Source organism: Kribbella capetownensis, assembly GCF_004331485.1.
Classification (GTDB): Bacteria; Actinomycetota; Actinomycetes; order Propionibacteriales; family Kribbellaceae; genus Kribbella; species Kribbella capetownensis.
In genome coordinates this window covers 63,176-85,991 of the sequence record NZ_SJKD01000016.1, presented here as the reverse complement: position 1 = coordinate 85,991, position 22,816 = coordinate 63,176, and the positions used below count along the sequence as shown (strand labels likewise).

Below are 22,816 nucleotides of genomic sequence, written 5' to 3'. Positions count from 1 at the left end.
CGGCGTAGCCTCGGCACATGATCGCCGGTCTGCTGGGAGCCTTTGCAGCAGCCGTTTGCTATGGCGTGGCATCGGTACTGCAGGCAGTCGCCGCACGCCGTACCGACACCGTGGAGGGCCTCGACCCGCGGCTGGCGATCCGGCTGTTCCGCTCCTGGCCGTACCTGCTGGGGACCGGGCTCGACGCCTTCGCGTTCCTGCTGTCCATCGCGGCGCTCAGATCGCTCCCGCTGTTCGTTGTGCAGTCGATCGTGGCGAGCTTCCTGGCGGTCACCGCGGTTCTCGGCGCGATCTTCCTGCACATGCCGCTGGCCCGGTCCGACTGGATCGCTCTGCTGGTGGTCCTCACCGGATTGATGTTGGTCGGTCTGTCCGCGGCGGAGGACCGCACGGTCTCGGTCAGCGAGGCGGAACGTTGGGGCGTGCTGGTGGCGGCCGTCGTACTCGGAGTCCTGGCGGTGCCGCTGGCTCAGATCAAAGGCGCCTCGGGTGCCGCCGCCCTCGGCGCGCTGGCCGGCCTTGCCTTCGGGGCGGTTGCGGTGGCCGCCCGCGTGCTGCCCGGGTCGATCCATCTCGACACGTTCGTCAGCGATCTCGGCACGTTGTTCACCGATCCGTCGATCTATGCGCTGCTCCTGGCCGGCGGGATCGCGCTCCTCACGTATTCGACGGCCCTGCAACGCGGCAGCGTGACGCAGGCGACGGCGCCGCTGGTGGTCGGTGAGACGGTCGCCCCTGCTCTGGTCGGCCTGATCATGCTGGGCGACATGCCCAGGCCCGGCTGGGGGTGGGTCGCGACACTGGGGTTCGTCCTCGCCGTGGGCGGAGCTATCGGCCTGTCGAGGAACGGCGACCTCGCCCAGCACGAGCCCCAGCGGCTAGCCGGTGAGGGCGCGGACGCCTAGGTGACCGGCGATCGAGGCGTAGCGCTCGGCGTACAGGGTGGTGCAGCGGGAGGACGCGCAACCGGAGCCGGCGAAGGTGATGCCGCGGATGGTGGCAGTGGTGCGGCCGGGCGCGGTGTAGACGGGACCGCCGGAATCGCCGCCGATGATCGCGATCTGACCGCCTCGGGTGGCACGGATGACGTACGTCGTGCAGCCGTCGGTGTCGCAGTACTTCGCTGACTTCGAGAGGACTCTGAGACCGCACAGCGACGTACTGAAGCTGCCGGACTGGCAGACGGCCGTGCCGACACCGGGGTCGGCGCCGCCGGTGACGGTCCGGGTGTCGACCGGGTCGCCGGGGCCGTCGGTCCAGATCTTCGGGCCGTACGTGCTGCCGGTGAGCAGGGACTGGTCGTAGTCGGGGTAGTTCGTCCGAACGGACGTGGTGCCGTAATAGTTGCCGCCCGACTTCCAGACCGTGCCGACGCCGCCGCAGTGGCCGGCGGTGACCGAGCCGCGTTGCCCGTTGGAGCGTCGTACGACGGAGAATCCGGCCGAGCAGTTCTTCAGGGTCGACGTGATCCGGGCACCGCCCCAGTGGCCGCCCTTCGGCGTGTCACTCAGCCGCGTCGTCCGCTCCAATGAGCTCGCGACGGCTTGTACGCCATTCAGTCCGCGCATGCCGTCGAGTGACGCGGGGGAGGTGCTCGCCTGGTCGTACTCGACGACGATGTCCTCGGTGGCCGGATCCAGGTCGGCGGCGAACGTCGTACGGCTCGCGTCGGAGGACCAGGAGCGGGCGCCAACCGCGTTCCAGGCGTCGGAGATCGCGCGGACCGAGCGGCAGCTGCGCTCGAGGCCGACCAGCTGCTTGCCGGCCGTGGGGACGCTGCGGGCGATCGCGGCCTGGTACTTCTTCGAGTCCAGCACCGAGCTGTCGACCACGACCTTGTAGCCGGTGGTGGCGGATCCGACCACCCCGATCACGCCTGCGCTGAGCCCGTAGGGCAGGCCCGACTTGGGCCGGCCGGTGGCGTCCAAGGGCTCCAGCGACTGCACGGCGACCGAGATGCCGTCGCCGAGCGCCTCGCCGAGCGGGCGGGCGTCGGTCGAGGATGTCGGCTGCGCCAGGCGCTTGGACTCGACCGAACTCACGCTTGGCTGAGCGTGCGAACAGGCTGCCGCTTCGGTCACCGCATCAGGAGTGGCTGTGGCGGTGAGACCGACTGCGAAGAGTGAAACGGAGCCAAGCGCGAGCAGCGGGACGGTTGCTGTGAGTCGCACAGAGCTCCCAATCGGTGGACGGCCTCGGTAAATCGTCCGGTCCGGGACTCCGTTCAGTCAATAGCCGATCACCGTCCGCAAGCAAATTCGACTACCGTGCGCGAGCGTAACTCGCAAGTTGACGCCCGTCGGTGGCGAAGAACCGGAGCGTGTCGGCGTCCAGGGCAACCCGCTTGGCCGTCTTCAGTACGCCGGTGTGCGGCACGTTCTCGCAGCCGACCATGCGCTGCGGACCGACCGTGGCGGTGAACTCGCCGCGCTGGCCGATCGTGTACGTCCCCTGGAGCCCGTTGCAGCCGTCGGAGCCGTTCCAGGTCCCGTCCGGCAGCAGCACGAGCACCGGATCCTCGGGTCGCGCCGCCTTCAGCGTCTTCAGTCCGTCCATCTCGACCGGTCGCCAGGTCCCGGCCACACTCTGGGGTGAGACCTGCGACTGGACCTTCGCGCTCGGTGTCGCCGAGGCTGTGCCGGCCGCGACCGGCGATTGAGAAGGCGCGTCGCGGCCGGCCACGTTCACGCCGACGATGGCGATCGCGGCCACCGCGACGGCGGCGGCTCCGGAGGCGATCCAGGTCCGGCGCTGGGCCTGCCGGGCGCCGGTGGTGGCCCGCTCGGTCAGGTCGGTGACCGGCGGCACCGAGGCCGCGGCACGGTCGAGGGTTGCCCGCAGGTCATCCTCGAGATCGGTGTTGCTCACGACAACCTCTCATCAACACGGTGGGACTGCCTGGTCCGCCGCAGCGTCGCTAGCGCTCGGCTGGCGGTCGCGCGGACGGAGGACGGTTTGATGCCGAGCAGGTCGGCGATCGTGTGGTCGTCCAGGTCCTGGTAGTAGCGCAGGACCAGCACGACCCGCTCCCGGGCCGACAACCTGGCCAGCGAGCGCCAGAGGTCGTCGGAGTTCACGATGTCGGTGGCGGGGTCGGGCACCGTGCGTTCTGCGTCGAGCTCGGCCGTCGGCGCCTCGGTGAACGAGCGCCGCCGCGTCATCGACAGGTACGCGTTGATCAGGATCCGCCGGACGTAGTTGTGCGGATCGTCCGCCGTCCGCACCTTGCGCCAGGCCCGGAACGCCTGCATCAGCGCGATCTGCGCCAGATCCTCCGCTCGCTGGTAGTCGCCGGAAACGGTGAAACCGAGCCGCACCAGTTCCTGTCCGCGGGCGGACACGTACTCCTCGAACTCCACTCGCCGCTCCCTGGCCGGGCGTACAACACCTCACACCTATTAGACGCATCGAGTGGCTCAGGGTGCTGCAACCATTCACACACAGTTGGATCTCACCGCGTCTGCTGGACTAGACCGCCTAGCCCAGCAGGAACTTGCGGGCCTCATCCTGCCCACGTGGATCGCGTTGCACACCGTGCCCACTGCCCGGAACGACGACCAGTCGCGCCGAGCGTGCGTTCGCCTGCTCCCAGCGGGCCCACTCCACCGGACAGAACAAGTCATTGCTGCCTTGGAGGATCAGTGTGCGCGGCAACAACGCCTGCGCCTTCGGGTACGTCGACGTGCGCGCGGCCGGCCAGCGCAGGCAGCCCTGGATCATCTGCTGCTCGCGTACGGTGCGCAGGTCATACGGATACACGCTCTTCGGATCCAGACGGCGGACAGCTGACTCGAGTGCTTCGCCGCGCGCAGACTGGCTGCGCGTGGACTGGCCGGTCCAGGGGAAGCGCAGGTCCGAGCAGAGTGTGGCCATGTGCAGTCCCGCGGACAGAGTGTCGTACGAGAGGCCACTGCTGGTCGCCTGCTGGAGGAACTCCTTCAAGCCGGCATCGTCGCCGTTGCGGGCTGCGTGCAGGATCGCCGGGATGCCCTTCAACGAAGGGTTCACCGTGTTCAGGCTGGAGACGGACAGGCTCTCCATCAAGTCCGCGCCGCTTACGCCGTGCTGCACCAGCCAGGCCAGGTCGGCGACGGGATCCGTCGTACAGGCAGGGTCTTGGCGGCAAGCGGCCCTCAGGACCGTACCGGTCGTTGCCATCAGGTCGACGGCGAGTGGGTCGAAGCCTTTGTGCGGGACGATGGAGTCCAGCACTAGCGACTGCACGCGGTCCGGGTACTTCAATCCGTACTGCGCTGCCGTGAAGCTCCCGTACGACGTACCATCCAGCGTCAGGCGATCGACGTTGAGGTGCTGCCGGAGCAATTCGATGTCTTCGACGGTGTCAGGCGTGCCGTAGTACCCGAGACCAGGGCCGATCCGCTGGGCGCACTCGTCCACAGCCTCGGCGGGTGGTGTCAGGAAGTCCGAGCCGCCCACAGCTCTTTGCAGAGCAGGGCAATCGATGCCGGGCGTGCCAGTGCCGCGTTGGTCGAACATGACCAGCCTGTACTCGCGGAGCACCTCAGGAGCGAGGTACGCGCGGACGCGAGCCAGGAGCGGGACACCGGGCTGGCCGGGGCCGCCGGTGAGCATCAGGAGCACGCCACGCGGCGCGTCCACGTTGTCCGCAGCCGCTACGGCCAGGTCGAGCGACGGACCGTCCGGCCGTTGATGGTCCAGCGGTACTCGGAGCGTCGTACATGCGAAGCCGGAAACTCCTGCGCATGAAGGGGTTTCCGACGAGCAGGCCGTGCACACGACGAGCAGCGCGCACAGCAGTCGTAGCAGTCGCATGCACCCCTCCCGGAACGAACAGCGTGCAGGTTCGGGAGGGCGCTGACAAGCCGCCGCTGCCTGCCTTGCGGGTCGACCCCAGGGAGGGACCCGCAAGGCAGGCGCGGGTTGACCCCGGTCCGGACGGCTTCGGGGTGCACGTCCGGCGCAGGGTCAGCGCAGGCCGAGCGACTTGATCAGCTCGGGTGTCACTTGGCGTGGAGCCGGCAGCACGCCCGGCTTGCCCTGGCCCTCCAGGGAGGTCGCCACCAGGCGGCGGCAGCCGAAGGCTTCCGCGGTGTAGGAGAGAACGCCACGGTCGTTGTCGGTGAACCGCAGGACGTAGGTCGGGCCGAGCTCCTTCGTGCAGAAGGCCGGCTTCTTGGCCACGGGCTTCGGCGCGTTCACCAGGGCGAACAGGTCCGTCGCCTGCTTGGCGGTGCGCTTGGTGGTGCCGGTCGCGTAGGCCTGCCCCGACGCCTTCGCGTCGTACTGGCAGATCGTGACGCTGACCGGTTGGAACAGTGAGGTCGCCGCGCCCTTGCCCCACACGACCTTGTCGGCGGCCGCGCGCACGGCCGCGATCGTGTCGGGGCATTCGGGGCTGGGTGTGCCGCTGGAGGTGGGCGACGGGGTTGGGCTGCCGGGGGTGGTCGGCGTATCGCTGGGCTGGGCGGCGGGCGGGGACGTGGAGCTCTCGTCACCGCAGGCGGCGGTGATGCCGAGTACAGCCACGACAAGCGTCGCACCGATCAGGCCCCGTGTCCGTAATGCACTCACGACTCGGTCCTTCCGGGTTGGCAAGGTCACCCATGATGGTCGACCGGGGTCACGTCATGCGTGCCGGAACATCACGGCGGCGCGTCGTTCCGGTCACGCCGCCGGATCGTTCGGCAACCGAGGCAGACCTGTAACGTGCACGCGCTGGTCGCCCGTCCCGCGCTGAGGACCGCCGCTCTGCGGATCCCCGGAATTCCAGGGGCCGGGCCTGCGCCGGCCCGGTAATCTTGGCGGCATGACGAGCCCGTACGAAGACGACGAGCCGCTGCTGCCGGACCAGACCCGCGACGACGACCCGCGCACTTGGGGCGACAACGACTTCGGCAGCGACGACGACGAGCGCATCCTCCGCGAGGTCCCGCCCCACCACGAATGAACACCGTCCTGCTGATCCACGGCGGCCTGTGGGATGCCATGGACGCGAAAGCCTTCTGGGGTACGACGGGGGTCATCGACGGACTGGCCTCGCACGGCGTCACCGTGCTGGCGCCGGACCGTTTGAAGCGGCCGAGTGGATGGGACGCCGAGGTCACGGCGCTGGGTGAACATCTCCGGAACCTCCGGTTGTCGCCAGGGGACAGCGGACTGACGATCGTTGGAGCATCCAACGGATGTGCGGTCGCGGCCCGGCTGGCGATCGAGCATCCGGACCTCGTCGACCGGCTGCTGCTGGCCTGGCCGGCGACCGGTGGGGATGCGGTCGTGGATGCGCGCACACGTGCGGGACTGATCGGGTTCGGCTGCCCTCCTGAGGTCGTGGACGGGTTGCTGGCCGGTGGGACTCTGCGCGGTGTGACCGACGCCGAACTCACCGGGCTCGCACGAATCCCGGTGGCGGTGCTTCCGTCAGTGCCGGAGAATCCCTCGCATCAGCGCAAGACGGTCGACGCATTGCTGCGGTTGATCCAGGGGAGTCGTGAGCTGGCCGGTAGCGCGGAACCGCCGCTGCCCACCTTCCCGCCGTACCTGGACCAACTGGTGCGAACGATCGTGGAGTTCGTGAACTGAGGGGACGGGCGTGGAGCTTCGGGGGTTCACCAGCGGGTACGACGGTCTGGTCGCGAGCTGGGCTGTGGATGCGAGCGAAGTGGAGTTGTTGTCCGGGCGGCCCGAGTACCCGTTCCCGGCGGAGTTGACGGCGAGTTGGCGCAAGGCCGACCCGGACATCGAGTCGTACTTGCTCTTCGACGGAGAACGACCGGTCGGCTACGGGGAGGTCTGGCTCGACGAGGAGGAGGACGAGGTCGAGCTGGCGCGGATCATCGTGGACCCGGCGGTCCGCGGTCGGGGGATCGGTCTGGAGTTGGTGCGGGCGTTGCTCGAGCCGGCCGGCAAAGCCGGGTTCTCCGAGGTGTTCCTGCGGGTGCGGCCGGAGAACGCGGTCGCGATCGCGACCTACCAACGGTCGGGGTTCGTGGATGTGCCGGCGGGCTTGATGGACGAGTGGAACGCGGATCAGCCGGTGGCCTACCGCTGGATGCGCTACGCCGGAGACTGACGACCCGGGACGGACAGCGCTCGGGCGGATGAAACCGGGACTGACGAAACCGGGGAGAAGGTAGGCGCCTGGCGAGCTCAGGGGCTGAGGTGGTGCGCCTACCCACTCCGCAGAGATCAGACCGAACGGGAACGCAGCAGGTCGCGGATCTCGGTCAGCAGCTCCTGGTCGGTGGTGAGCGGGTCCGGCTCCGGCTCCTGGCCCCGCGCCCGGCGCTCGGCCAGCTTGTTCAGCGGCATCACGATGACGAAGTACACGGCTGCGGCCACGCACAGGAAGTTGAGCGCCGCCTGCAGGATCAGGCCGATCGAGAAGTCCGCGTCGTTGATGGTGAAGGCCCAGACACCGCTGATGTCCTGTTTGCCGAAGATCGCGGCGATCAGCGGATTGATCAGGCCGTCGACGATCGCCTTGACGACAGCGCCGAACGCGGCGCCGATGACGACGGCGACCGCGAGGTCGACGACGTTCCCGCGCATGATGAATTCCTTGAAGCCCTTGAGCATGTGGGTGCCTCCACGAAGCAGGTGATGTACCCGAGACAAGGTAGGACCGCACAGCCGCGAGGGCGAGGGAGCGCGCCGGGATGACCACGCATCGTGCCGGCACCTGTCCGATTGGTGATCAGCTCGTGTCGGGTGTCAGTGCGACCGTAATGCGCGAATTGGTTGTGGCCTGGGCCAGTCTGGTCGCGACGTCCGGCGCGGTGGCGACGACGATGAGAGCGCCGGAGGACGTCGTCCGCGGACTCGGTAGAGCGACCACTCGCACAGCTCGAGCGAGCAGATCCGCGGACTCGGCTGCGCTGCTCGTCGCGGCGTACAGGTTCAGGCGATCGCCGACCCGGAGGAGTGCGGTGACATCGGCGTCGTCGATGCGGAACGGGTAGGCCAGCGATCCCGGCGGGACCGAAACAGGGCCGAGGAAGCGCGCGTCGGTCAGCGGCTCACCGGATCTGACGGGTCCGCTCAGAACGCGCGCGGTCAGATCCGTGCCAGGTTTGAGCGCACCGTCGGGCACGGCTCCGACGGGCAGGTCGAGTGTTCGGAGATCACCGTCGGAGGGCACGGCTCCGCCGGTCAGGTCGCGCGCCGCGGCCAGCACGGCGACGGTCGGCGGTGGTGGAGGGGACAGGGCGACGAGGCCGAAGTACACAGCGGCCGCGGCAGCCGCGCCGGCGAGAAGCCGGCGATGCCACCGAGCGGCACGCAACAGGTCACGAAGGAGCGAAGGGAGTTTCATGCCGGGGAAGATACGAGTTTCCCCGGCGGCCGCCCTTCAGTTATCCACAGGCAGCGAGTCAGGCGGCGCTGGTGCTCGTCGAGGACGAGGTCGACGAACCACCGGAGGAGCCGTTGGACGACGAGCTGCCGGAAGACGAGGAGCCGGACTCCGACGAGGAGGACGAAGACGAGGACGACGAAGAGGACGTCGACGACTCGGACTTGGCCGCCGGCACGCTGCCCTTGCCGGACGAGCGGCTGTCGTTGCGGTAGAAGCCGGAACCCTTGAAGACGACACCGACGGCGTTGAAGACCTTCCGCAGCGTGCCCTGGCACGCCGGGCAGACGGTCAGCGCGTCGTCCGTGAAGCTCTGTCGCACCTCGAGCGCCTCACCGCAGTCGGTGCACTGGTACTGATACGTCGGCACGTTCGGTTCCCTTCAGGCCGCTGGCACTCCTACCACTCGACTGCTAATAATGCGCCAGCGGCCCGAAGTATTCCAACTCAGGCCTGTCGGCGGACCGTGAAGTTCCAGCAGCCGGCGATCACGTTCCGCACCTGGACGGTGTCCACCGCCGGGTCGTCGAACAGCTGTTTGAGCTCGACCTCAGCGGTGCCCGCCGCGGCCAGCACCCCGTCGAGCATCTGACCCGAGGCGTCGTACGGGCGCAGTACCGACCGCCGGTCCCGGAAGTCGGCCGGGTAGCTGTCGGATGCGGGGCCCCCGCAGTCGGACAGGTGGACGAAGACCGGTCCGACCTCGGCGTACGGTCCGCCGGCCGTCATCGGCCGGTGCGAGACCAGCGCGATCCGGTCGCCGGCCGGAGCGATCGTGAGGCAGCACCGCAGCGGTTCGCCACCGCCGGAGGTCAGCGGAACGATCGGATTGCCGAAGTCGTCGTGGTCGTTGCAGCGGATCCGCTCCAGGTCGGCGGCCGGGACGGCGACGTATTCCAACTCTGTGTTCATGGCGATGGAACGCAGAGCAACGCAAAGTTGTGAGGGACCCCATTTTGGGTGGACGGCGGCATTCTCTACGGTTGGGTCCGTGCGTCGCCTGCTTCGAGTCCTCGTCATCAGCGGAATCGCCCTCGCCACGGTCCTCCTGGTGATCGCCGGGACCGTCGTCTTCGTCGTGCGCCATTCCTTCCCGACCTACGACGGAACGATCGAGCTGGACGGTCTCGATGCGGAGGTCGAGGTCGTCCGCGATGCCCAGGGCATCCCCCAGATCTACGCCGACAGTCCGTCCGATCTGTTCGCCGCGCAGGGGTACGTGGCCGCGCAGGACCGGTTCTTCGAGATGGACTTCCGCCGGCATGTCACCGCCGGGCGGCTGTCCGAGCTGTTCGGCGAGAGCGCTCTGGAGACCGACAAGTTCATCCGTACGCTGGGCTGGCGCCGGGTCGCCGAGAAGGAGCTGGGTCGGCTCGACCCGTCCACCCGGCAGTACCTCGACGACTACGCGCGCGGAGTGAACTCGTACCTCTCGAAGCACAGCGGCTCCGGTCTGAGCCTGGAGTACGCCGTACTGTCGCTGAAGGGCACCGACTATCGCCCGGAGCCGTGGACCGCGGCCGACTCGCTGGCCTGGCTGAAGGCGATGGCGTGGGATCTCGGCGGCAACATGGACGACGAGATCACCAAGACCAAGCTGCTCGCGTCGTTCCCCGCACAGAACGTCGAGAGCCTGTACCCGGACTACCCGTTCGACCGGAACCAGCCGATCCTCTCGACTGGTGCGGTAGGCCGCGACGGCCAGTTCACCACCGCGCCGGTCGACTCCGAGCTACGGCGCGGGATGCTGACCAAGGACCTGCTGAAGTCACTCGACACCGTGGACAAGGTGGCCAAGGGGCTCCCGCAACTGCTCGGCCAGGGCGACGGCATCGGATCGAACTCCTGGGTCGTCTCCGGCGACCACACCACCACCGGCAAGCCGCTGCTGGCCAACGATCCGCACCTCGGTGCGACCATGCCGGGCATCTGGACCCAGGTCGGCCTGCACTGCAACAACCTCGGCCGGGCCTGTCCGTACGACGTCTCGGGCTTCAGCTTCTCGGGTCTGCCCGGCGTGGTGATCGGCCACAACAACGCGATCTCCTGGGGCTTCACCAACCTCGACCCCGACGTCCAGGATCTGTACCTGGAGCGCGTCGACGGGAACAAGGTGCTCTACAACAAGCGGTGGAGCGCGATGGCGACGCGCGAGGAGACGTTCAAGGTCGCCGGCGAGGACGAACCGGTCAAGATCACCGTCCGGGAGACCCGGCACGGTCCGCTCATCTCCGACGTCGGCGACGACGAGCGCGAGATCGGTGAGATCGTCGCCAAGCGGGGCAAACAGCCGCAGGCGTACGCCGTCTCACTGCAGTGGACCGCGCTGACCCCGGGCCGCACCGCCGACGCGCTGTTCGCGATCAACCGCGCCCAGAACTGGACCCAGTTCCGGGCCGCCGCGAAGTCGTTCCAGGTCCCCTCGCAGAACCTGGTGTACGCCGACACCGACGGCCACATCGGCTACCAGGCGCCCGGGCTGATCCCGATCCGCAACTCCGGTCGCGGCGACTGGCCGGTGCCGGGCTGGGACCCGAAGTACCACTGGAAGGGGTACATCCCGTTCGACTCGCTGCCGAGTGAGTTCGATCCGTCCGACGGTGTGATCGTCACCGCGAACCAGGCGGTGGTGCCGCCGACGTACAAGTACTTCCTGACCGACAACTGGGACTACGGCTATCGGTCGCAGCAGATCACGGACCGGATCAAGGCGGCCGGGAAGCTGGACGCGAACGCGATGGCGTCGATCCAGCTGGACACCAAGAACCGGGTGGCCGAGATGCTGGTGCCGTATCTGCTCCGGATCGGCATCGACGACAGCTTCGACCGGCAGGGCCAGGACACTCTGAGGAACTGGGATTTCACCCAGCCGGCCGACTCCGCGGCGGCGGCCTACTTCAACGTGGTCTGGCGCAACATCCTCGCGCTGACCTTCCACGACCAGCTCCCGGAGAGCACCTGGCCGGACGGTGGTTCGCGCTGGTTCGAAGTAATTCACACACTGCTCGCCCAGCCGAACAGCAAGTGGTGGGACAAGGTGGGGACGCCGCAGTTGGAGAGCCGCGACGACATCCTGCGCGAGGCGCTGGTCGAGGGCCGGTCCGAGATCACCCAGAAAATGGCCCGGGAGCCGGCGAACTGGCAGTGGGGCAAGCTGCACAAGCTGACGCTGACCAACCAGACGCTCGGTACGTCGGGCATCGGGGTGGTCGAGCGGATCTTCAACCGTGGCCCGTACGAGCTGGGCGGCGGTACGTCGCTCGTGGACGCGACCTCATGGGATGCCGCCGAGGGCTACACGGTGACGTCGACGCCGTCGATGCGGATGGTGGTCGACCTGGCCGACTTCGACAAGTCCCGCTGGATCAACCTGACCGGTGTGTCCGGGCACGCGTTCTCGTCCCACTACACCGACCAGACCGAGCTGTGGGCACGTGGCGAGACCTTGCCCTGGGCCTACACCAAGGGCGCGGTCGAGGAGAGCAGGAAGGATCTCCTGACCTTCACCAAGCCGGAGCGTTAGCCTCGGCGAACAGGGCCTCCGGCCACGTCCACAGAGCGCGCTGGGTCAGCAGGATCGAGATGGTCCCGTCGGCCGGCGTCGTCGACCACAGCGTCCCCAGACCGCCGGCCCAGCCGTACCGTCCGCCGCCGACGGACAGCCCATAGCCCCATCCGGTGTCCGGTCCGAGGAAGTCGGCGGCGGCCGTGCGCTGTGCTGTCGTGAGCTGGTCGGTCGTCATCTCCGCGACCGCGGCAGGGGACAGCACGCCGGCGCCGCCGGCGAGCAGCATCCGGGCGAACGCATGGAAGTCGTCGACCGTGGAGATCAGCCCGCCACTCGCATCCGGGAAGGACGGCGGCTCCAGCCACTGACTGTCAGCCGCTGCGTCCAGGACGTCCTCCCCGAGGTACGCCGTCGTCAGCCGTGCCGGGTCCGACGCGGTGAACCCGGTGTCCCGCATCCCGAGCGGTTCGAAGATCCGCTCCCGCAGGAACGTCTCCAAGGGCTCTCGGGTCGCCCGCGCGATCAGTACGCCGAGCACGTGCGAGCCAGTCGAGTACATCCACCGCTCACCTGGCTGGAACTGCAACGGCAACGTCCCCAGCCGCCGCATCCACTCGTCCGGCTCGAGCGGAGTACGCGGCACCGGCGGTCCGAACGTCCGCAGCTCCAGTTCCTGCTCGCGTTCCCGCAGCGCCGGATGGTCCGACTCACCCAGTCCGTGCCGGAAGGTGAGCAGATCCCGCGGAGTGATCGGCCGCTCGGCCGGGACCGTGTCGTCGAGTGGTCCGTCCGGCTGCCGCAGTACGACGGGATGCGCCAGCTCAGGCAGCAGGTCGTCGACCGGTGTGTCCATGGACAGCCGCAGTTCGTCGACCAGGATCATCGCTGCCGCGGCGACGATCGGCTTGGTGAACGAGGCGACCCGGAACAGGCTGTCCCGCTGCAGCTCCGGACCGTCGAAGGCGAGCTTGCCGAGTACGTCGACCCGGGTCTCGTCGCCGCGACTCACCAGCGAGATGAGACCTGGGAGGACACCGGTGTCGACGTACTCGCTGAGCATCAGCCCAGTCCACCAGCGAACGGCATGTCCCGCCACTGTGCGGCGAACATCCGGATGCCGTCCGCCAGGTCTGGCAGTCGCGGCACGAGCGGAGTACACACGAGGACCTGCATCACCCGGGCAACGTCCATCACCCGCTGCACGGCTTCATCGAGCTGGGGGCGTCCCAGCGCGACCGCTGCCTGGTCGTACACCCTGCCGAGCTCCGGGCCGAAGCCTGCCTGGTCCCACTCGATCGGCCCGAGTGTCGTGTCCTCGAAGTCGGACCACAGCACTCCGTCCTTGGTCGGGATCACGTTGTACGACGGAGCGTCGCCGTGGATCGTCTGGATCGTGGCCGACGGGAAGACCGCCTCGAAGCCGGCTCGGCTCGTCAGCACCGGTGCCAGCACCGCCCACTCCGCCCGCGCCCGGTCCACGTCCTCCTGCTCGAGCAGCCCGGGCACCGCCTCCAGCGTCTCGATGCCCGACGGCACCGCGAGCAGGGGCGTCAGCCACGGAAGCTCCCGCGGGTAGCCCGCGAGGATGGCGTGCAGTTCGGCGGCCCGGGCCGTCCAGGCGACGTAGTCGGGTTCGACCGACTTGTCCTCCTCGACGTACTGCCAGAACGTCATAGAGAGGCCGTCCTTCTGCACCGGCTTCCGTGGCACCAGCGCGCTCGGTGACGTCACCGGCTTGCCCTGGTCAACCAGCCACCCGGCCACGTCCAGCTCGCGCTGCTGACGTACTGCGGTGGCCTCTCTTTCCATCAGGTAGTCCGGCAGGTTCATCGGCACGCGCGCGACCACCGGGGACGGCTTGAGGTGCACTACCACCGAGAAGGCGCTGTACAGGACTGTCGGGTCGGTGACCGTCAGGCCGAGGTCACGTCCGGCTGTGGCTGCGGCTTCTACCGCGGTCTCAGTCATCCAGAGATCCTCGCAGCAGGACCAAGTGGTTCGGCGTGAGCGCCGCGTGCACCGGATGGTCGTGGTCGTCGGCTGGAAGCTTGTCGACGACCTCGACGTCGTACACCGCCGCCCAGATCGGCGTACCGGGCCTCACTCGCGCAAGTGCCCGGTCGTAGGAGCCACCACCGCGTCCGAGTCGTACGCCGTCACGGGCCACTGCCACAGCCGGGCAGATGACCAGATCGGCGGCGGTGATGGCGTCCGGTCCCAGGTCCACGGGTGGCTCGGACAGCCCCAGCCGGCCGGGGACCAGATCGGCCGCTCCGGGTGCGACACCCCATCCGAGGTCGTTGTCGGCGTACAGGATCGGCAGGAGGACGTCACGGTCGGTAGCGAGCAGCCAGTCGATCAGAGCGCCGGTCTGCGGCTCGGGGCCTCTGGACACGTACAGAGCCACCCGCCGGGCGCTGTGCACAGCCTGCAACGAGCGGGCTCCGGCCAGCAGGTCCCCTGCTGACGATCGAGTGCTGCGGGCACCGAGGAAATGGGACCGCGCAGCGGCCTTGGACGCGAACACCTACTGATCGTAGGCGGCGTGACGCGGTTAACACTGTGATCACCACGCGTCCCCTAGTGTTGGGACATGAGTGAGGCAGGTCTACGACAGGCGCAGGAGAAGATGCGCGCGGCCGGCACTGCCGACGTCGCGATCCGGGTCTTCACCCACTACTACCGGTTACTCGAGTCCGGTCAGCACGGCACGATCCGCGAGGACGACATCGAGCCGGTGGGAGACCTGCCGCATCTGGACCATCTGGACACCGACCCGGCGGCGCTGCGGGCCGCGTTGGCCGAGACGGTGGTGATCAAGCTCAACGGCGGCCTCGGTACGTCGATGGGTGTCACCGGTCCGAAGTCCGCACTGCCGGTCAAGGACGGACTGAGCTTCCTCGACATCATCGCCCGGCAGATCCTCAGCACCCGGCGCAGGTACGACGTACCGCTGCCGCTGGTGCTGATGAACTCGTTCCGGACCACGGAGGAGTCGCGCCAGATCCTCAGCGAGTACGACGGTCTGGCGATCGACGGCCTGCCGCTGGACTTCCAGCAGAACATGGAGCCCAAGCTGCTCGCCGACGACCTGACGCCGGCCGAGTGGGAGCCGGACCCGGAGCTGGCCTGGTGCCCGCCGGGTCACGGCGACCTGTTCACCGCACTGGTTGCCTCCGGCACCCTTGACGCGCTGCGGGAACACGGTTTCCGGCATGCGTTCATCTCCAACGCCGATAATCTCGGCGCTACCGCTGACCCACGGATCGCGGCCTGGATGGCGGAGCACGACGTACCGTTCGGGATGGAGGTCTGCCGCCGGACCCGGTCCGACCGCAAGGGCGGGCACGTCGCGGTGCGCAAGTCCGACGGGCGGCTGATCCTGCGCGACAGCGCACAGGTCGCGCCCGAGGACACGAAGTACTTCCAGGACGTCACTCGGCACAGGACCTTCAACACCAACAACCTGTGGATCGACCTGGTCCGGCTGGCCGAGCTGATGGAGGGGCACGACGGGATCCTCGGGCTGCCGATCATCGTGAACCGCAAGACCGTCGACCCGGCCGACCCGTCCTCGCCCAAGGTGATCCAGCTGGAGACCGGGATGGGGACGGCGATCGAGACCTTCGAGGGCTCGCAGGCGGTACTGGTCGACCGCAGCCGTTTCAAGCCGGTGAAGACCACGAACGACCTGCTGGTCCTGCGCTCCGACGTCTACGAGCTGGACGAGGCAGGCGACCTGACCACCACGCATGAGGGCGACGAGCCGTACGTCGATCTGGATCCGGAGTACTTCAAGATCCTGGCCGACTTCGACGTCCGGTTCCCGGCCGGGCCGCCGTCGCTGGTCCGGGCCGACCGGCTCGAGGTGCGCGGTGACGTTGCCTTCGGCAAGGATGTGGTGGTGGTCGGCGACGTCGAGCTGGAGGCGCCGGCCGGGGAGCGCCGGGTGATCCCGGACGGGGCCGAACTCCGCGCCTGACACCACGAGCTGGGGGGAACTGGATGGACGACCTGCTGATCCGGCCGTTGGAGCCGTACGACACGGACGAGGCCGCGCAGGTCTGGTGGCGATCGCGGCACGCGGATCCCTCGCTGCTGCCGCCCGCGATCCACACCCCGAAGCAGGTCGCGTCCTGGTTCGCCGACGTGTTGCTCCCGGACGCACAGACCTGGGTGGGCCTGGACGACGGCCGGATCGTCGCGGTCCTGACGCTGGATGGGGACGACCTCGACCAGTTGTACGTCGACCCGGACGCGGCCGGTCAAGGCGTCGGGTCGACGCTCGTCGACCTTGCGAAGGACCTCCGGCCCGGTGGGTTGGCGCTGTGGACCTTCCAGAGCAACACCCGGGCTCAGGCGTTCTACGCCCGGCACGGCTTCACCGAAGTACGTCGTACCGACGGCGTGGCGAACGAGGAGCGGGCACCGGACATCCGGATGACCTGGGGCCATCATCCCGAGGCCCTTACCTAGCCCTCAGTCGGCATTCTCACGGCATCCTTCCGGAACTGGCCGCGGAATCGCGGCACCCGTGGATTAGGGTCGGGCTCGTGAGACGGAGTGTGGATGAGCATCTCGAGGCCGTGCTCGGCAGGGTGACGGCCCTGCCGGCGTTCGATCAGCCGCTGATGGAGGCGCTGGGGCTGGTGCTCTGCGAGGACGTCGTCTCGGGGGTGAGCCTGCCCGGGTTCGACAACTCGGCGATGGACGGGTACGCCGTTCAGGCGGCCGACCTGGCCGGGGCGTCGCAGGACAACCCGATCACGTTGCCGGTGGTGGGTGAGATCAGAGCCGGCCGGAGCGAGCCGATCGTGGTCACACCGGGGACGTGCGTCCGCATCATGACCGGCGCACCGATGCCGCGGGGTGCGGACAGCGTCGTCCAGGTGGAGTGGACCGACGGCGGGACGGTGAATGCGCGGATCGTTCAGCAGCCGTCGTTCGGTATGTCTGTCCGCCGGGCGGGTGAGGACGTGCAGGCGGGGGAGCAGGTCCTGGAGCGCGACACCGTGCTCGGACCGCGGCAGATCGCCGTACTGGCCGCTGTCGGCCGTGCGCGGGTGAAGGCGAGGCCGCGGCCGCGAGTGGTTGTGGTCTCGACCGGAGCGGAGCTCAAGGAGCCGGGGAGCCGGCTGGGCGAGGGCCAGATCTACGACTCGAACAGCTACACGCTGGCCGCCGCGGCTCGCGATGCCGGGGCCGTCGTCTACCGCGTCGGCATCGTCGACGACGATCCGAAGAAGATCATGGACACGCTTTCCGACCAACTGGTCCGCGCCGACCTGGTGATCACCACCGGCGGCGTGAGCATGGGCGCCTACGACATCGTCAAGGAGATCCTCAGCAAGACCGGCACGGTCGACTTCCCGCAGGTCGCGATGCAGCCGGGGAAGCCGCAGGGGTTCGGTGTGCTCGGCGAGGACGAGGTGCCGATCTTCACGCTGCCGGGCAACCCGGTGTCGGCGTACGTGTCGTTCGAGGTGTTCGTCCGGCCGGCGCTGCGCAAGCTGATGGGGCAGATGCCGTACCGGCGGTCCACGGTCCAGGGCGTGTCGCTGGACGCGTTCAGTTCGCCGCCGGGACGGCGGCAGTTCGTCCGCGCCGCGGCCAGGTCGGGCGACCAGGGCTGGATGGCCAGTACAGTCGGCGGGCACGGTTCACACCTGCTCGGTGGGTTGAGCCGTGCGAACGCGCTGATCGTGGTGCCCGAGGACGTGACGTCGGTCCGGGCCGGCGATCAGGTCGAGCTGTTGCTGCTGGACGAGGAGACCGGATGACGGAGGACCCGACGGGGCTGACCCACGTCGACGAGACCGGGGCCGCCCGGATGGTCGACGTCTCGGCCAAGGACGCGGGGAGTCGCCGGGCTGTTGCCAGCGGCAAGGTTCTCGTCTCGGCCGAGGTGGTGACCGCGCTGCGCGGCGACGGCGTACCGAAGGGGGACGCACTCGGCGTCGCCCGGATCGCCGGGATCATGGGCGCGAAGCGGACTCCTGACCTGGTTCCGCTCTGCCACCCGATCGCGATCACCGGAGCCAAGGTCGACCTCGAGGTGGCCGACGACGCCGTACTGATTACGGCGGCGGTGAAGACCACCGACCGCACCGGCGTGGAGATGGAGGCGCTGACCGCGGTCGCCGTCGCCGGGCTGGCCGTCATCGACATGGTGAAGGCGCTCGACCCTGCCGCTGTTTTGTCCGACGTCCGCGTCGAGCTCAAAGAAGGCGGTAAGACCGGGCACTGGGAGCGGCCGTGAGGGCTCTCGTCATCAGCGTCTCGAACCGCGCCGCCGCCGGCGTCTACACCGACACCACCGGTCCGGTGATCGCCGAACGCTTGGCTGAGTGGGGCTTTGAGGTGTCCGGTCCGCAGGTCGTGCCGGACGGTCCGCCGGTCGGAGATGCGTTGCGTGCCGCGGTCGAAGCGTCGTACGACGTGGTGCTGACGACTGGCGGCACCGGCATCTCGCCGACCGATGAGACACCCGAGCAGACCGCTGCGGTGATCGAGAAGGTCGTGCCCGGCATCGCCGAATCGATCCGAGCGTATGGCGTCGCGAACGGCGTACCGACGGCTGCTCTGTCGCGTGGGCTCGCCGGAGTCGCTGGTGCGACGGTCATCGTGAATCTGCCAGGGTCCCGGGGCGGTGTGAAGGACGGACTCGCCGTACTGCAGCCGCTGCTGCGGCACGCCGTCGACCAGGTGCACGGCGGCGACCATGTCAGGACGGACACCGACTGATGGCGATCGTGCACTGGCCTGTGGAGCTTCAGCACGGGCAGGTCGCGCTTCGTCCGTTGCGCGCGGGTGATGGCGGCGAGTGGGCGGCCGCACGCCAGCGCAACGTCAGTTGGCTGCGCCCGTGGGACGCCACCCAGCCGCCCGGTGCGGAGGACGGTGCGCGGACCTTTCGGGCGATGGCGCGAGACTGGAACCGGCAAGCGAGGTACGGGCGGATGCTGCCATTCGTCATCACGTACGGCGCCGCCGCGGGTGTCGGCCCGCGGTCGAAATGGCCGCTGGTCGGGCAGTTGACCGTCTCCGGAATCACCTACGGTTCGGCGCGCTGGGCGAACCTCGGCTACTGGGTCGACGAGCAGTACGCCGGTCGCGGCATCGTGCCGGCCGCGGTCGCGCTCGCCGCCGACCACTGCTGGTTCACCCTCGGGCTGCACCGGATCGAAGTGGCGATCCGCCCCGAGAACAAGGCAAGTCTGCGCGTCGTGGAGAAGCTCGGCTTCCGGTACGAAGGGGAGCGGCCGCGGTTCCTGCACATCGACGGGGACTGGCGCGACCATCGCATCTTCGCGTTGAACATCGAGGAGGTCGGGACCGGTCTCGTATCGCGTCTGTCCTGACTACGCTGCGTACTGTTCACATCAGTCACACGAGTCTTCTTGCGACACACCGTCTCACGTACCTCATCTGGCCCCCCGTGCACCTTAGCGTCGTCGCATGGGGACGACAGGGCTGATCTATGTGGCGATCGTCGCCGCGTGGGCCGCTTACCTCGTCCCCATGATTCTCAAGCGCGGCGACGAGGCGCGGCGCCGCCCGGTGTCGTCGTCCGCCGACGCACGCGTGCTCTCCCGAGACCCGTCCCGGCCGAGGTACGTCGTACGTCCCGCGGGTGCCGTGGACGACAAGGGATCGGCTTCGGCCGAGGACCTGCCGCCACCGACGCGGTACGTTCCGAACCGAGCCCGCCGGGTGGCCGCCATGCGCCGCCGGCGGGTGCTGTCGATCCTGACCCTTTCGCTGTTGTCGGTCACCGCGCTGGCGGGTCTGCGGATGCTGCTGTGGTGGACCGTCGCGATCCCTGGTGCGCTGATCGTCGGGTTCGTCGTACTCACCCGGATCCAGTTGCGGCGGCAGGCCCGATCGCGGGCCCGACTGGCCGAGAAGCGGCGGGTACAGGCCCAGGCGCGGCACGACCGCGGTCCGGCCGGGAAGCCGGCGCCCACTCCCTCTCCCGACCAGGAGCTGACGATCGAGGTCAAGCTGCCCGAGCCGCCAGTCGAGAAGCCCGCGCCGGCTGAGGGCCTGTGGGATCCGGTGCCGGTGACACTGCCGACGTACGTCATGAAGGAGAAGGCTCCGGACCGCACCGTCCGCACCATCTCCCTGTCCGACGACGAGGTCTTCTCCTCGGCCCGAACCACTGACCCGGCCGACCGGCCCGCCCTCCCCGAGCCCGCCGAGCAGCCCGCCGAACCCGAGGTCAAGCGAGCGGTCGGAGACTGAAACCCACTCGACAACCTGGGTTTTAACCCGCGACCATAGGCGTGTTAGAGTTTCGCGGTCGCCAGGAAACCGGCGACCAACTCGGGGCTGTGGCGCAGTTGGTAGCGCGCTTCGTTCGCAACGAAGAGGCCAGGGGTTCGAATCCCCTCAGCTCCACGAAGTCGATGGGCGACTCGTGTCCGCGGAAAGCGCGGACGGGGTCGCCTTCGTCATTTGTGCGGCAGCGCTCCGCTCGCCGCCAGCGGGGGCTCCGCCACCCGCACCCCCTCACGCCATCGCTTCGCTCGGCGGCTGTGGCCGCCCGCCGCGGTGGGGTGCGCCTTCGCTTCGCTCGGCGGCTGTGGCCGCCCGCCGCGGTGGGGTGCGCCTTCGCTTCGCTCGGCTGCGTGGTTGGTCGCCGCGCTACGGGTGCGCCTTCGCTTCGCTCGGGTGTGTGGTTGGTCGCCGCGGTGGGTGTGCCTCGCTTCGCTCGGCGGCGGGGCTGGTATCTCGGCTGTTAGGGGTTGGGGAGGGGATGCGGAGGTTGGCCAGAGTCCGATGTGATCTGACAGGTGGGCCGGGCCGCTGGGGAGGGGGCGCTTGTCGGTGAACATCAGAGCTGTGTCGGCGACGTCGATTGGCTCGGCGACGAGGATGAAATCGATGCAATGGGCTGTGCTGCCCTGGGGCAGGTAGTCGGCATGGAAGGTTGGTGGGCATTGGCCGTCGAATGCATCGTGTAGGCCGGACAACTGTCGGAGTTCTTGGTGCAGTGTGCTCGATCGCGCCACGTTGAAGTCTCCGCAGACCACGGCTGGTGAGCTGTCGGCTGTGGCGGCGTGCGCCAGGGCGAGCAGTTGGTCGCGTTGCAGTTGATGGAAGCGGTTGTGGTTCGACCAATTGCCGTCGGTGTTGGCTGTTGGGTGGATGTTGAGTACGCGGACTCGGCTGTTGGCCGGGCGGACGGTGAGGATTCCGCTGTGGAGGGCGTTGAAGCGGGCTCGAGCGGGTAGTCCCGAGTGGCGCGACGATCGCGGCAGGCGTGCGTACGCCGTACTGGTCAGTCGCAGCCGCGACAATGTGACGAGTCCGCCGGCCGGGCCGGCGACAGACGGTCGATAGGCCACGTGCGGGAAGGACCGCATGCCTCTTCGGAGGCGGGCCAGGTGGTAGTAGGTGAACACCTCCTGCAGGCAGACCAGATCGATGTCGCCGGCATCGAACTCGGCGGCGATCGCGGCGAATCGCTCGGCGAGGCGGGTGCCCTTCAGAGGGAGGCCACGGGTGTTGAGGGTGGCGACGGTTAGTCGCGTGGTCATGCTGTGGCACATCGTACGCATTCGAGGGCGGTGGAAATTGCCGGGCGTGGGGTGTCGGGGGCGTTTAGGGTCTGGGGATGGTTGATGGGTGTGTTACGCGTGGGGCGTTGGTGGGGGATCTTCGGGGGTTGGGGGTGCGGGCCGGTGGGCTGGTGTTGATGCATTCGTCGTTGCGGAGTTTGGGGTTTGTGGTGGGTGGGCCTCAGGCTGTGGTGGAGGCGTTGCTGGAGGTGCTGACTCCGGAGGGGACGCTGGTGGTGCCTACGCATACGCCTGACAACACGGATCCGGCGCATTGGGTCAGTCCGCCGGTGCCGGAGGCTTGGTGGTCGGTGATTCGGGAGGAGGCGCCGGGGTTTGATCCGGCGTTGACGCCTGCTGGGCGGGCGTTGGGGCGGCTGGCGGAGTTGGTGCGTACGTGGCCTGGGGCGCGGCGGAGTAGTCATCCGCAGGTTTCGTTTGCTGCTTTGGGAGCGCGGGCTGACGAAGTCGTCGAGGGACATCGGCTTGATGACGGGCTGGGGGAGTCTTCGCCGTTGGGTGCGGTGTACCGGTTGGACGGGTCGGTGCTGTTGCTCGGGTGCGGACATGAGCGCAACACGTCCATGCACTTGTCCGAGTGGCGCAGCCCGAAGGCGCCTCGGCACGTTGTCGGATCAGCGATCAAGCTGGCGGACGGGACTGCCGTATGGCGCGAGTGGGAGGACGTTGATGAGGACGAGGGGGACTTCGGCCAGATCGGGGAAGCGTTCGAGGCCGCCGGCGGAGCACGGGTCGGCATGGTTGGTGCAGCCACGGCACGGTTGATGTCGCAGCGGGCAGTCGTCGACTTCGCTACTGACTGGATGTCGCAGCACCGGTTCTGATTCTTACCTTGGTGCCTGGACCGTCTGGCCGATGGGGATGCTGCTCAGCGCGTAGCCGTACGCGGCGTCGCCGACGCGCGGCATCTTGTCCTTGTCGAGGAGGTACAGGATGTTGTCACCGACCGGCCAGAACTGCCGAAGGTGTTCCGGAGCGCCCGTGTCGAGTTGGTAGACAGTCTCTTCTGGGTCGAGGCCGGTGCCGCGCGCGACGGTCCAGGTTCCTTCGTGGGTCTCGCGATCGTTGTCGACGCCGACCCGGAGTACAGAGATGAGGTACGTCGACGGCGCGCCGGCGGCGTCGCGGTACAGGACGATCCCGAGCTTCACTCGCTGGCAGGCCGCCGCCGGGGGATCGTCGATCGCACAGGGGACGTGGTTCTCGAAGTCCGCGACGGCCGGATCGCCGCTCTGATTGGTCAACGGATACCAGGGGCCAAATGTCTGCGGCGCCTCAGGTCCACGGCCGCCCAGCGCGATCACCACGGCGACGACAGCAGCCAGCGCGACCGCGCCCACGCCGATCGACACCCTCGGATGCTTCCACAGCAGCCCACCCACAGGCATG

27 protein-coding genes and 1 tRNA gene are annotated in these 22,816 nt (G+C 68.5%); 14 read left to right on the top strand and 14 right to left on the bottom strand.

The annotated features are described in order from the left end of the window. Positions 1-17 precede the first annotated feature (17 nt). Positions 18-905, top strand: coding sequence for a hypothetical protein (locus E0H75_RS41350; RefSeq protein WP_131519199.1), 888 nt, complete (start codon positions 18-20; stop codon positions 903-905). On the opposite strand, the gene E0H75_RS41345 is transcribed toward E0H75_RS41350, so the two are convergent. From E0H75_RS41345 to E0H75_RS41325, 5 genes are all read right to left on the bottom strand, one after another. Continuing rightward, positions 879-2,042 carry a S1 family peptidase gene (locus E0H75_RS41345; RefSeq protein ID WP_238163577.1) on the bottom strand — a complete coding sequence of 388 codons (1,164 nt, stop codon included), beginning with the start codon at positions 2,040-2,042 and terminating at the stop codon, positions 879-881. The two genes, E0H75_RS41350 and E0H75_RS41345, sit on opposite strands and share 27 nt — an antisense overlap. Positions 2,043-2,262: 220 nt before the next feature. Beyond that, on the bottom strand, positions 2,263-2,868 hold the full coding sequence (locus E0H75_RS41340; RefSeq protein ID WP_131519198.1) for an META domain-containing protein: 606 nt from the start codon (positions 2,866-2,868) through the stop codon (positions 2,263-2,265). Further along, entirely contained in the window at positions 2,865-3,359 is a 495-nt protein-coding gene (locus tag E0H75_RS41335) for a SigE family RNA polymerase sigma factor (protein ID WP_131519197.1), read from the bottom strand. The genes E0H75_RS41340 and E0H75_RS41335 overlap by 4 nt, the downstream gene beginning before the upstream one ends. Positions 3,360-3,477: 118 nt before the next feature. Then, on the bottom strand, positions 3,478-4,794 hold the full coding sequence (locus E0H75_RS41330) for an alpha/beta fold hydrolase (protein ID WP_131519196.1): 1,317 nt from the start codon (positions 4,792-4,794) through the stop codon (positions 3,478-3,480). Between the two features lie 153 nt (positions 4,795-4,947). Further along, on the bottom strand, positions 4,948-5,553 hold the full coding sequence (locus tag E0H75_RS41325; protein WP_238163576.1) for a hypothetical protein: 606 nt from the start codon (positions 5,551-5,553) through the stop codon (positions 4,948-4,950). A gap of 235 nt (positions 5,554-5,788) precedes the next feature. On the opposite strand from E0H75_RS41325, the gene E0H75_RS43415 reads away from it, so the two are divergent. From E0H75_RS43415 to E0H75_RS41315, 3 genes are read left to right on the top strand one after another with little or no spacing between them, the layout of a single operon-like run. Then, entirely contained in the window at positions 5,789-5,929 is a 141-nt protein-coding gene (locus E0H75_RS43415) for a hypothetical protein (RefSeq protein ID WP_165554438.1), read from the top strand. Next, positions 5,926-6,561 carry an alpha/beta hydrolase gene (locus E0H75_RS41320; protein ID WP_131519195.1) on the top strand — a complete coding sequence of 212 codons (636 nt, stop codon included), beginning with the start codon at positions 5,926-5,928 and terminating at the stop codon, positions 6,559-6,561. Before E0H75_RS43415 ends, E0H75_RS41320 begins: the two co-directional genes overlap by 4 nt. 10 nt (positions 6,562-6,571) lie before the next feature. Next, complete coding sequence (locus E0H75_RS41315) at positions 6,572-7,051, top strand: GNAT family N-acetyltransferase (protein ID WP_131519194.1); 480 nt, start codon at positions 6,572-6,574, stop codon at positions 7,049-7,051. Positions 7,052-7,167: 116 nt separating this feature from the next. Here E0H75_RS41315 and mscL read toward each other — a convergent pair whose 3' ends face one another. The 4 genes from mscL to E0H75_RS41295 form a co-directional block, all read right to left on the bottom strand. Beyond that, the gene (gene mscL, locus E0H75_RS41310; RefSeq protein ID WP_131519193.1) at positions 7,168-7,557 is read right to left on the bottom strand and encodes a large conductance mechanosensitive channel protein MscL; all 390 of its coding nucleotides are present in this window, start codon (positions 7,555-7,557) and stop codon (positions 7,168-7,170) included. Positions 7,558-7,675: 118 nt separating this feature from the next. After that, the gene (locus E0H75_RS41305) at positions 7,676-8,293 is read right to left on the bottom strand and encodes a CpaB family protein (RefSeq protein WP_238163575.1); all 618 of its coding nucleotides are present in this window, start codon (positions 8,291-8,293) and stop codon (positions 7,676-7,678) included. Between the two features lie 58 nt (positions 8,294-8,351). Continuing rightward, on the bottom strand, positions 8,352-8,702 hold the full coding sequence (locus tag E0H75_RS44875; protein ID WP_131519192.1) for an FmdB family zinc ribbon protein: 351 nt from the start codon (positions 8,700-8,702) through the stop codon (positions 8,352-8,354). A gap of 77 nt (positions 8,703-8,779) precedes the next feature. After that, positions 8,780-9,244 carry a DUF1203 domain-containing protein gene (locus tag E0H75_RS41295; RefSeq protein WP_131519191.1) on the bottom strand — a complete coding sequence of 155 codons (465 nt, stop codon included), beginning with the start codon at positions 9,242-9,244 and terminating at the stop codon, positions 8,780-8,782. Between the two features lie 79 nt (positions 9,245-9,323). On the opposite strand from E0H75_RS41295, the gene E0H75_RS41290 reads away from it, so the two are divergent. After that, positions 9,324-11,855: a penicillin acylase family protein gene (locus tag E0H75_RS41290; RefSeq protein ID WP_131519190.1), complete on the top strand. Its 2,532-nt coding sequence runs from the start codon at positions 9,324-9,326 to the stop codon at positions 11,853-11,855. Here E0H75_RS41290 and E0H75_RS41285 read toward each other — a convergent pair. Genes E0H75_RS41285 through E0H75_RS41275 form a run of 3 tightly spaced genes read right to left on the bottom strand, consistent with a single transcriptional unit; the run spans position 11,836 to position 14,367 of the window. Beyond that, entirely contained in the window at positions 11,836-12,900 is a 1,065-nt protein-coding gene (locus E0H75_RS41285; protein ID WP_131519189.1) for a serine hydrolase domain-containing protein, read from the bottom strand. The two genes, E0H75_RS41290 and E0H75_RS41285, sit on opposite strands and share 20 nt — an antisense overlap. Then, positions 12,900-13,808, bottom strand: a complete 909-nt coding sequence (locus E0H75_RS41280; protein ID WP_131519188.1) for a phosphotransferase — start codon at positions 13,806-13,808, stop codon at positions 12,900-12,902. The genes E0H75_RS41285 and E0H75_RS41280 overlap by 1 nt, the downstream gene beginning before the upstream one ends. Next, positions 13,801-14,367, bottom strand: a complete 567-nt coding sequence (locus E0H75_RS41275) for a 5-formyltetrahydrofolate cyclo-ligase (RefSeq protein ID WP_131519187.1) — start codon at positions 14,365-14,367, stop codon at positions 13,801-13,803. The genes E0H75_RS41280 and E0H75_RS41275 overlap by 8 nt, the downstream gene beginning before the upstream one ends. A 66-nt stretch (positions 14,368-14,433) precedes the next feature. Between E0H75_RS41275 and E0H75_RS41270 the strand changes: the two genes are divergently transcribed. From E0H75_RS41270 to E0H75_RS41235, 8 genes are all read left to right on the top strand, one after another. Beyond that, positions 14,434-15,822 carry a UTP--glucose-1-phosphate uridylyltransferase gene (locus E0H75_RS41270; RefSeq protein ID WP_131519186.1) on the top strand — a complete coding sequence of 463 codons (1,389 nt, stop codon included), beginning with the start codon at positions 14,434-14,436 and terminating at the stop codon, positions 15,820-15,822. A 23-nt stretch (positions 15,823-15,845) separates the two neighbouring features. Beyond that, positions 15,846-16,316: a GNAT family N-acetyltransferase gene (locus tag E0H75_RS41265; protein ID WP_131519185.1), complete on the top strand. Its 471-nt coding sequence runs from the start codon at positions 15,846-15,848 to the stop codon at positions 16,314-16,316. Between the two features lie 77 nt (positions 16,317-16,393). Further along, a complete protein-coding gene (gene glp, locus E0H75_RS41260; protein WP_131519184.1) occupies positions 16,394-17,620 on the top strand; it encodes a molybdotransferase-like divisome protein Glp in 1,227 nt (408 codons plus the stop codon). Beyond that, complete coding sequence (gene moaC, locus E0H75_RS41255; protein WP_131519183.1) at positions 17,617-18,099, top strand: cyclic pyranopterin monophosphate synthase MoaC; 483 nt, start codon at positions 17,617-17,619, stop codon at positions 18,097-18,099. The genes glp and moaC overlap by 4 nt, the downstream gene beginning before the upstream one ends. Further along, a complete protein-coding gene (locus E0H75_RS41250) occupies positions 18,096-18,584 on the top strand; it encodes a MogA/MoaB family molybdenum cofactor biosynthesis protein (RefSeq protein ID WP_131519182.1) in 489 nt (162 codons plus the stop codon). Before moaC ends, E0H75_RS41250 begins: the two co-directional genes overlap by 4 nt. Beyond that, entirely contained in the window at positions 18,584-19,201 is a 618-nt protein-coding gene (locus E0H75_RS41245) for a GNAT family N-acetyltransferase (protein ID WP_131519181.1), read from the top strand. The genes E0H75_RS41250 and E0H75_RS41245 overlap by 1 nt, the downstream gene beginning before the upstream one ends. Before the next feature lie 97 nt (positions 19,202-19,298). Then, complete coding sequence (sepX, locus tag E0H75_RS41240; protein ID WP_131519180.1) at positions 19,299-20,087, top strand: divisome protein SepX/GlpR; 789 nt, start codon at positions 19,299-19,301, stop codon at positions 20,085-20,087. Between the two features lie 83 nt (positions 20,088-20,170). Continuing rightward, positions 20,171-20,243 (top strand) — tRNA-Ala (locus E0H75_RS41235). Positions 20,244-20,296: 53 nt separating this feature from the next. On the opposite strand, the gene E0H75_RS41230 is transcribed toward E0H75_RS41235, so the two are convergent. Then, positions 20,297-21,385: an endonuclease/exonuclease/phosphatase family protein gene (locus E0H75_RS41230; protein WP_202873439.1), complete on the bottom strand. Its 1,089-nt coding sequence runs from the start codon at positions 21,383-21,385 to the stop codon at positions 20,297-20,299. 77 nt (positions 21,386-21,462) lie between these two features. On the opposite strand from E0H75_RS41230, the gene E0H75_RS41225 reads away from it, so the two are divergent. Beyond that, positions 21,463-22,251: an AAC(3) family N-acetyltransferase gene (locus E0H75_RS41225; protein WP_131519178.1), complete on the top strand. Its 789-nt coding sequence runs from the start codon at positions 21,463-21,465 to the stop codon at positions 22,249-22,251. 3 nt (positions 22,252-22,254) lie between these two features. Here the strand turns inward: E0H75_RS41225 and E0H75_RS41220 are convergent, their stop codons facing one another. Continuing rightward, on the bottom strand, positions 22,255-22,815 hold the full coding sequence (locus tag E0H75_RS41220) for a copper resistance protein NlpE N-terminal domain-containing protein (protein ID WP_131519177.1): 561 nt from the start codon (positions 22,813-22,815) through the stop codon (positions 22,255-22,257). Position 22,816 lies beyond the last annotated feature (1 nt).

Excerpts from the sequence above, each read along its gene's own strand:
- E0H75_RS41350 (WP_131519199.1), top strand. The coding sequence starts at position 18 with ATGATCGCCGGTCTGCTGGGAGCCTTTGCAGCAGCCGTTTGCTATGGC.
- E0H75_RS41330 (WP_131519196.1), bottom strand. The coding sequence starts at position 4,794 with ATGCGACTGCTACGACTGCTGTGCGCGCTGCTCGTCGTGTGCACGGCC.
- E0H75_RS43415 (WP_165554438.1), top strand. The coding sequence starts at position 5,789 with ATGACGAGCCCGTACGAAGACGACGAGCCGCTGCTGCCGGACCAGACC.
- E0H75_RS41320 (WP_131519195.1), top strand. The coding sequence starts at position 5,926 with ATGAACACCGTCCTGCTGATCCACGGCGGCCTGTGGGATGCCATGGAC.
- mscL (WP_131519193.1), bottom strand. The coding sequence starts at position 7,557 with ATGCTCAAGGGCTTCAAGGAATTCATCATGCGCGGGAACGTCGTCGAC.
- E0H75_RS41305 (WP_238163575.1), bottom strand. The coding sequence starts at position 8,293 with ATGAAACTCCCTTCGCTCCTTCGTGACCTGTTGCGTGCCGCTCGGTGG.
- E0H75_RS41295 (WP_131519191.1), bottom strand. The coding sequence starts at position 9,244 with ATGAACACAGAGTTGGAATACGTCGCCGTCCCGGCCGCCGACCTGGAG.
- E0H75_RS41285 (WP_131519189.1), bottom strand. The coding sequence starts at position 12,900 with ATGCTCAGCGAGTACGTCGACACCGGTGTCCTCCCAGGTCTCATCTCG.
- E0H75_RS41280 (WP_131519188.1), bottom strand. The coding sequence starts at position 13,808 with ATGACTGAGACCGCGGTAGAAGCCGCAGCCACAGCCGGACGTGACCTC.
- E0H75_RS41270 (WP_131519186.1), top strand. The coding sequence starts at position 14,434 with ATGAGTGAGGCAGGTCTACGACAGGCGCAGGAGAAGATGCGCGCGGCC.
- E0H75_RS41265 (WP_131519185.1), top strand. The coding sequence starts at position 15,846 with ATGGACGACCTGCTGATCCGGCCGTTGGAGCCGTACGACACGGACGAG.
- moaC (WP_131519183.1), top strand. The coding sequence starts at position 17,617 with ATGACGGAGGACCCGACGGGGCTGACCCACGTCGACGAGACCGGGGCC.
- E0H75_RS41245 (WP_131519181.1), top strand. The coding sequence starts at position 18,584 with ATGGCGATCGTGCACTGGCCTGTGGAGCTTCAGCACGGGCAGGTCGCG.
- sepX (WP_131519180.1), top strand. The coding sequence starts at position 19,299 with ATGGGGACGACAGGGCTGATCTATGTGGCGATCGTCGCCGCGTGGGCC.
- E0H75_RS41230 (WP_202873439.1), bottom strand. The coding sequence starts at position 21,385 with ATGACCACGCGACTAACCGTCGCCACCCTCAACACCCGTGGCCTCCCT.
- E0H75_RS41225 (WP_131519178.1), top strand. The coding sequence starts at position 21,463 with ATGGTTGATGGGTGTGTTACGCGTGGGGCGTTGGTGGGGGATCTTCGG.
- E0H75_RS41220 (WP_131519177.1), bottom strand. The coding sequence starts at position 22,815 with ATGCCTGTGGGTGGGCTGCTGTGGAAGCATCCGAGGGTGTCGATCGGC.